We start from the raw sequence: 7328 nt of genomic DNA on the forward strand, positions 1-7328 counted from the left end.
ATAAAAACATGGCACAAATAAATACCTTGAATGGAGATAACATTACCAATCTTAGAGAGTATTTAAATGATGAAGAGAACATCTCATACGATGATTTTGAGCAAATTCTTCAACCTGCATCTGAAGTATTAGAAAGATGTTTAGGAACTACAGAAATTGGCTCTGTCAAGGGATTAATTTATGGTCACATACAAAGTGGAAAAACATCTATTATTCTGACAACTATGGCTTTAGCGGCAGATAATGGCTTTAATAACTTTGTAGTGATGACATCTAATCTAAATGACATTTATGAGCAAACACTTGAAAGAATCAAAGGGGCATTAGATAGTTTTCAAGTTTTTGGTAAGAAAGAAATTATAAATAATCCAGGGACTACTCGCGGTTTACCACTAGCTTTAGTTTGTTCTAAACATTCAGGTCGATTGGGGAATGTTTTAGATATTTTTCAAAATTCAAATTGGCAAAATGAACCAGTCATCATTATTGATGATGAAGCAGATCAAGCTAGTTTAGATACAAATATTAATGTTCAGAACAAACCTACAAGTGCAGTAAATACAGCAATTGTAGATTTAAGAAATTATCTGAATTCTCATACATACTTGCAAACTACTGCTACTCCTCAAGCATTACTATTACAAGATAGTCAAAGTGCTTTCAGACCAGATTTTGTTGTTATTACTAGACCTGGAACAGGTTATGTTGGCGGCAACTACTTTTTTGATAACAATAACTTTAGTAATTCTGCTCATATTCGTACAGTTCCTGACATAGATTTGAATAGATTGAGGACTAGCAGCCGTATTCCTGATACTGTTATACGTTCAATGTTGGTATTTTTTCTAGGGGCAGCAATATTGAGGATACAGGTAAATTCTAGAAAATATACATATCTTCTCCATACTAGCTTTAGACAGGGAGATCATCATTTAGCAGCAGTATTAGTTGATAATTTTAAGAATGAATTGACGAACCAGCTTAGGCAAAATCCTAATAACCCAATTATGGGTTTGTCTCCTGATCTCAGAATAGAATTACAAAATGCTTACGATGATTTACAACAAACTTTTGTAGTTATTCCATCATTTCATGATGTTTTAGTAGAAACAGCAAGACGAATTACCTCTACAGAAGTTGTAGAAATTAACTCTGATAGTGGTGAAGGAATTGGATCTCTAACAAGAAAACATACCCTTTATATAGGTGGTACAAAACTAGGTCGCGGTGTCACTGTCAAGAATCTTCTAGTTACTTACTATGGTAGAGACGCTCAACAACCACAGATGGATACAGTTTTGCAACACGCAAGAATGTACGGTTATCGTCAAAATGAATTACCAGCTATTCGTATTTATTTGCCAACTCGTTTAGCTCAAAGATTTGTTGATATTCATGTCAGCGATAATTTAGTTAGAGAACAGTGCCAAGCAAGTCATCTACCTATTCAGGTTATTCCTTTGATGGGTAGAGGAATTAGGGCGAGTCGCCGCAATGTATTAAACGAAAATACGGTTACTCTATTAACTTATCAAGGAGGAAGGCAGTATTTCCCTCAGTTACCAATATCTGATCCTAATATTTTGGGAAATCAAACCCAAGAACTTAATAATTTGCTGTCTGACACCAAATATCCAAATTTAAAACAACCATACACAATAACAATTGATGATCTTTTGGAGATTGTTAGTTTTCAGTATGGGACACCCGGAGCAAGTGGCGCGTGGAAAGATGATTTGATCCTGCAAGCTGTTAATGCCCTAAAAGATCAGCCGAGATACCAAAATACAGCTACATTAGTAATTGTCAATTTAGATTCTAATCTGAAGAAAAGCGTTAGTAGAAACTATACTCAGCTTGGCAGTGTTTTACCTGGTGATGCGGGAACAATACCTTATGGAGTTGACCGCAACTATCCCGCGTTATTAATGACTAGATTAAAAGGTGAGGTTGATTCTCAAGGTGGTTGGGATGGAGTGCCTTTCTGGGTTCCAATTATCCGATTTCCAGATGGTAACTACGCCTTTTCTGTAAATGAAAGCTAATTTAAATTTCTTCAAATACCCTAGATAAAGAACTTTTGAGCAGTTACCATCTCCTCAAACTGAAAGCGGCAGCGATCGCAACCCCCCTGCTCCCATAAGGCAGGAATTTTAAACCTAGCCCCATACCTAGCATATTTGGAAAGTAAACGCAAATTGTAGCGATTTCGGTCACATAACATCAACATTAGGAATAATTCTACTGTGCGATCGCGCAAATTTTTAGAAAATCAGAAAAATTCACCTAGAGACTTGTTTAACTTCACACCTTTTTTTGAGATTTTTACTAGCCTTTCTGTTGCTTTGCCATTTCCGCAAATGGCATTCTACATTTATGACAACACCCATCCTCCCACAAAGCAGGCATTTTGAAAGGTGCTTCACAATTGGGACACTTCGCTAAAATCTTGAGTTGATGGCGATCGCATTTCCACACCGATGTATATTGCCACTCAATGCGATGGCAGGGATTTTCCCCATAACAAGCCCCACACAAGCGAATTGGCTCATGCTGCATTCCCACTCCAGCAGGTGGTAACATCTGGGCTAACCTTTGGGCATCCACTTCTACTACAGATGCGATCGTTTCCAATTCTTGCTGACTAGGGCGAGGGTTAAAATGAAATCTTTCCCACCGTGCCACTACAGCACCAATCCCAGCTAAATGACCCAACCCACCAGGAGATAAATGGTTAGCACGTCTAAAGCGACCGAGAAAATGACTCAGGCTTTCCCCTAGATAGGGTTCTATAATAAAAAGCCAAGGCTTAACATCTGGTGCTGTCATTATTTATACTCTTTTGCCACTTCTTGTAAAACAGCCTTATCAATCTTCTTAAATCCCTTAGATAAAGAACGAATTGCCGCCTCCCGAAGAATCTCATCCAGCCGCCCGATGTAACCTTCTGTTGCCGATGTGAGAATCCGCAGCATATCCTTGCTATTTAAATTAGAAGAAACAGGCAACTTCAAAACCCTATCTTCCCAGGCTTGCACAGTATCTTGGAAATCTTTACCTGATAACTTGCCGAAGCGATGACAAGCCCGAAAGCGGTTATAAACTTGTTCATCCCGCTTGATCACTGCCTCCAAGCGGTCAGTTCCCACTAAAACTACAGCAATTCCTAACTTGTCATAAATATCTCGTACCTCAGCAAATGTCTCAGGTTTGAGGCGATCAGCTTCATCAATAATCAGCATTTCTACCCCACACCCCTTGAGTACCTCCATCGCCCTCCCACGAAAATCAGAAACAGTCCCTTTTGTTGCCCGAAACTTGAGGTACTCAATCATCTCTTTGAATAAATCCTTAGAGCCGCATTTTTGCGGAGGTTGAATATAAACTACAGGCACAATCGGAGGTCTGCCAACTTCCTGCTGTGGCTTTTGCCTGTATCTATAAGCATCACAGGCAACCGTCTTGCCAGTCCGTGATTCCCCAACTACTCGACAAGATTGCCTCGCTTTGCGCTTGCCATCCAACCAATCATGGAGAGTTTTTACCTGCTGTAACGGCACAATACTTTTACCCTTGAGACGAGCAATTTCAGCTTGCAACCACTCATCATCAGGTTTTACCCCACCCAACTGCTTGGCGATCGCTTGAGCTTCTGTCATTGTTTAAAACCCATATTCTTCACGAAGTTGTTCATAGTCCCACACCTCAACGTCTTCGTATTGAGAGTGAACCGTTTCTGTAGATTCCACTTCATCTGGTTCAACTACTTGGGAAGGCAAGGATTCTGTTTTACTTTCATCAACCGCAACAGAACGTAAAACAGCCTGTTCCAATTTTTGACGCTCTTTACGACTTTTCTTGGTAGCTACAAGAGCATCGCGGTCAACAACTTCTTGCAATAATGATTGGTTACTAATAGTTTTCCCTGCGGTACGGAGTCTGCGACTTGCTGCCTCAGCTTCATCGAATGCCAGTTGCTCTGTTTCTAAACCTTGAGCGTGAGCGCGAGTTAGAAATACTTCCTGATTGTTTTCCTGGCGATAAACCAAAATTGTTGTAATGTCTCTGGGGTCAAACCTTAAGTTGACAGTTTCCCCTGCATAACCTGCCAGATATTCTCCTCGATACATCAAGTTCTGGAACTGTAAGCAACCACCTCTTTGCACAGTGCGCCGTGACTGCTTCATTAAACAGATATCCAAATCTCGTTCTGGTATTGGTACTGGTACTGTGGGCAATCCCGCTTCCCAACGCTCAAAGCGAGTTTGGTCGCCCATCCGCGCATCAATACTTTGGTTATAGCGGTCAACGATGTAGCGAACAATTAACTGTTCTAGTTCTCGCAAAGTAAGTCTTGCGTCCTTCTCAGCATCTTCTGGGCGTTCCTGCACATTAGATCCGGTGTACCCAGGAAGCGTTGAAAATAGTTGGTCATTCAATGTTTTGAAGGGACGTTCCACTACTCCACCTTCTGAAGGGCGATCGCGTAAATGACAGACAAACCCTAATTGCGCCCCAATCTGATTCAAGTGGTTAGAGCGAAAGTCTTTACCGCCATCAGTATAAAAGTGTTCGGGTTTTCCATAGGTTCCCCACTCACAATGCAGTTTGTACTCGAAACCGTACTGTTTGGGTAGAATTGCATGGCGTAACGCTAATGCTACTACCCCAGAACTGGGTGCATCAAAGCCCAAGTTAATACCCATAATGCAACGAGAGTAAGTATCAATTACTGTTGTTAGCCAAGGACGACTGAGCAATTCTCCATGTTGATCCACCAGCAATACATCCACGCGGGTATGATCGCATTGCCAAACATGGTTGCTGTAATCAACGGATAAATCTTTTCCTTCACGAGTTTTAACTGAAAGCGTTGTCCCTCTCCATCCAGGGCTACGAATACTTTTAGTTTTTTCTTGTTTTTCCAAGATAGGCGCTAATACCCGTAACACGGTTTTGTAATTGGGCGGCTTAGAGTCCTTTAATTCACGGGCTTTAGCCTCGACTCTGAGAGCAACTTGTTTAGGGGTCATACGTTTACTACCCTTGTTACCCTCGTTGTAGGTTTTGGTAATGAATTTTTCCCAAAACTCACCAATACGATGTTTTCCTTTATCAGCTCTACCTGTTTGAGTGAGTCCGACTAAACCATCTTGTTCCCAGTTTTTTACCAACCTTTGTACCGTTCGCAACGATACATTTAGTTTCTCTGCTGCTTCCCGCAACTTTTGTCCATAAGTTGTGCGATCGCAGGGTTCCAGTAAACTTTGGATTACCTCTAGCTTGAGTTGGGCTGACTCTGAGAGTTGTGTCACAATTACATTCTTCTCAAGAGTTGTACCACTTTCTCCTAGTAAGCCTTCCATAGGAATTGCCGAGGTATGAACAGCTAAATCAGGGTTTTGCTGACTGTTCATAATACATAAATTTTTTATAAAAACATATTGTTATTCTAATTTAACAGAAAGCGACAGTCAATTTGTCATTATGAAAATACACAAAAGCTTTTTTATCTCTGATGAAGCGACAGCTAATTTGTCACTATTACCCAAAATGACAGCTAATCTGTCACTGTCAAGATGTTATCCTAATACTGTCAAATCGCTATAACCTATACTGAACAAAGATTTCATCGATGACATTAATTTGTCTCGACGACAGATAATTAGTCACTGTACACTTGTACATTAACTAATTATTTGTCATGCTGTCACTTAAAGGATAATGTGGCCGTTTTTAAAGGATAAAGTGGCCGCAGAACAGAGCCTACGATATAAGAGGATTTGAGAGAATTGAGTGCGATCGCTTGTAAAGTATGGTGAAAGTATGGCAACGCAAAAATAAGCATTCCAGGATTTAAAAGCGGCCACTTTATCCTTTAATTCCGGCCACTTTATCCCTTAAGTGACAATCTTGCTCAACTATTGGTTGTCACCTTGGACAACTTATGGTTGTTGTCGCAAATGGGTAGTAGGTAATGCTTTGATTCTATTCCCCATTCCCTGGTTCAAGGGTTAAACCGCGATAGACTTGTTCAATAGGGAAATTGAGGTTAATGCTTTTGAGTTCGATTGTGTCGCCTGGTTTGTAGTTGATAATCAACCAGTCGCCTGCGTCGTTTTTGTGATATAAATCCATTTCGATGCTGGTGGAACTGACTAGTAGGTAATCGATTAAGGCTGGGTTTTGGCGGTACATTCGGAATTTGCCGCCTCTGTCGTAGGCTTCGGTGCTGGTAGAGAGAACTTCAACGATTAAGCAGGGGTAGGTAATATATTGGGTTGTGGTTTTATCCCGATCGTCGCAGGTAACGCTGGCATCTGGGTAGGTATAGTTATTACTGCCAAAGATATTGACTTTGACATCAGAATTTCCAGTAATGCAACCTGTATTTTCTAAGTGGCTGTCGAACATGGCGGTGAAGCGGATGGCGATACGACCGTGATTGACGCTGCCGCCGCTCATGGCGTAAACTTCGCCGTTGATATACTCGTGCTTTTCCAGTTGGGTTGCTTCCCAGGTAAAGTACTCGTCTGGGGTGAGGTGGGGGGCGTTGTCTTTGGCTGCGATCATTGTGGGGAAACTCCTGGATTGGATGACTCGCACACTTTCATATAGAAAAATCCCTGCTGCACTTTATTTTACACAAATAGATTTATTCGTAATGCCCTACTCTTCGTCTAACAATGCTTGTTCATCAAGGAAGGCTTGTAGCCGGATTTCATAATCTTCATATAAAAGGGTGTGCAGTCCTTGGCTATAAAGTAGTTTTCCGTCTAAGGGATATTCTTCGTCGAGGAGATCATTAAATTCTGGGTTATCTTCATATCTAATTACATCTTCTTCAATTTCAAAATCTTCTTTTGACTTCTTTTCCAATGCAAAACTGAAAAATGAAGATATGAGATAACGGGATAGGCTTTCTGTTATTTCTCTCAGTAGCCGCGGTAAATCTTGATCGTTAAGCAGTTCTTTAGGTATTTGTTTTCCGTGAGATAAATCACCTCTCGCATTTCTTAATTCATTAATATGTTTTCCTATCTGTGAGAGTTTACTAATAAAATCTCTCTCGTATACATCATCATTTTTTTGAAGTAACTTGGCTGCCTCAGAGATAAGATTATTAGTTTCGCTTTTCGCTCCTTTATTTAAACTTTTTACTTCTATCTTTGAATCAATTTGAGTAATAATTGTCTTACAAATACTTTGAAGAAGAGAGTTACAACAATCTAAACCCGGATTTCTCACAAACTCAGAAAAAACCGGAGCGTAAAACTGATAAAATGTATACATAGCAAGCATTTCAGCAGTTTTAACCGATGAATCGA

At 40.4% G+C, this 7328-nt stretch carries 5 protein-coding genes and 1 pseudogene; 1 reads left to right on the forward strand and 5 read right to left on the reverse strand.

Translation table 11 applies throughout. The features are described from left to right. Positions 1-8: 8 nt before the first annotated feature. Complete coding sequence (locus tag V7L07_RS14260) at positions 9-2045, forward strand: Z1 domain-containing protein (RefSeq protein WP_335058798.1); 2037 nt, start codon at positions 9-11, stop codon at positions 2043-2045. Between the two features lie 283 nt (positions 2046-2328). On the opposite strand, the gene V7L07_RS14265 is transcribed toward V7L07_RS14260, so the two are convergent. The 5 genes and pseudogenes from V7L07_RS14265 to V7L07_RS14285 all read right to left on the reverse strand — a co-directional run. Next, the gene (locus V7L07_RS14265; RefSeq protein WP_335058800.1) at positions 2329-2829 is read right to left on the reverse strand and encodes a TniQ family protein; all 501 of its coding nucleotides are present in this window, start codon (positions 2827-2829) and stop codon (positions 2329-2331) included. Then, entirely contained in the window at positions 2829-3659 is an 831-nt protein-coding gene (locus V7L07_RS14270; RefSeq protein ID WP_335058802.1) for a TniB family NTP-binding protein, read from the reverse strand. The genes V7L07_RS14265 and V7L07_RS14270 overlap by 1 nt, the downstream gene beginning before the upstream one ends. A gap of 3 nt (positions 3660-3662) precedes the next feature. Continuing rightward, positions 3663-5417, reverse strand: coding sequence for a Mu transposase C-terminal domain-containing protein (locus V7L07_RS14275; protein ID WP_335058805.1), 1755 nt, complete (start codon positions 5415-5417; stop codon positions 3663-3665). A gap of 571 nt (positions 5418-5988) precedes the next feature. Then, positions 5989-6573, reverse strand: a complete 585-nt coding sequence (locus V7L07_RS14280) for a Uma2 family endonuclease (protein ID WP_335058807.1) — start codon at positions 6571-6573, stop codon at positions 5989-5991. A gap of 96 nt (positions 6574-6669) precedes the next feature. Continuing rightward, positions 6670-7328, reverse strand: a pseudogene (locus V7L07_RS14285) (abortive infection family protein); the annotation flags it as partial.

Source organism: Nostoc sp. (assembly GCF_036916985.1).
In the GTDB taxonomy this organism is placed as follows: domain Bacteria; phylum Cyanobacteriota; class Cyanobacteriia; order Cyanobacteriales; family Nostocaceae; genus Nostoc.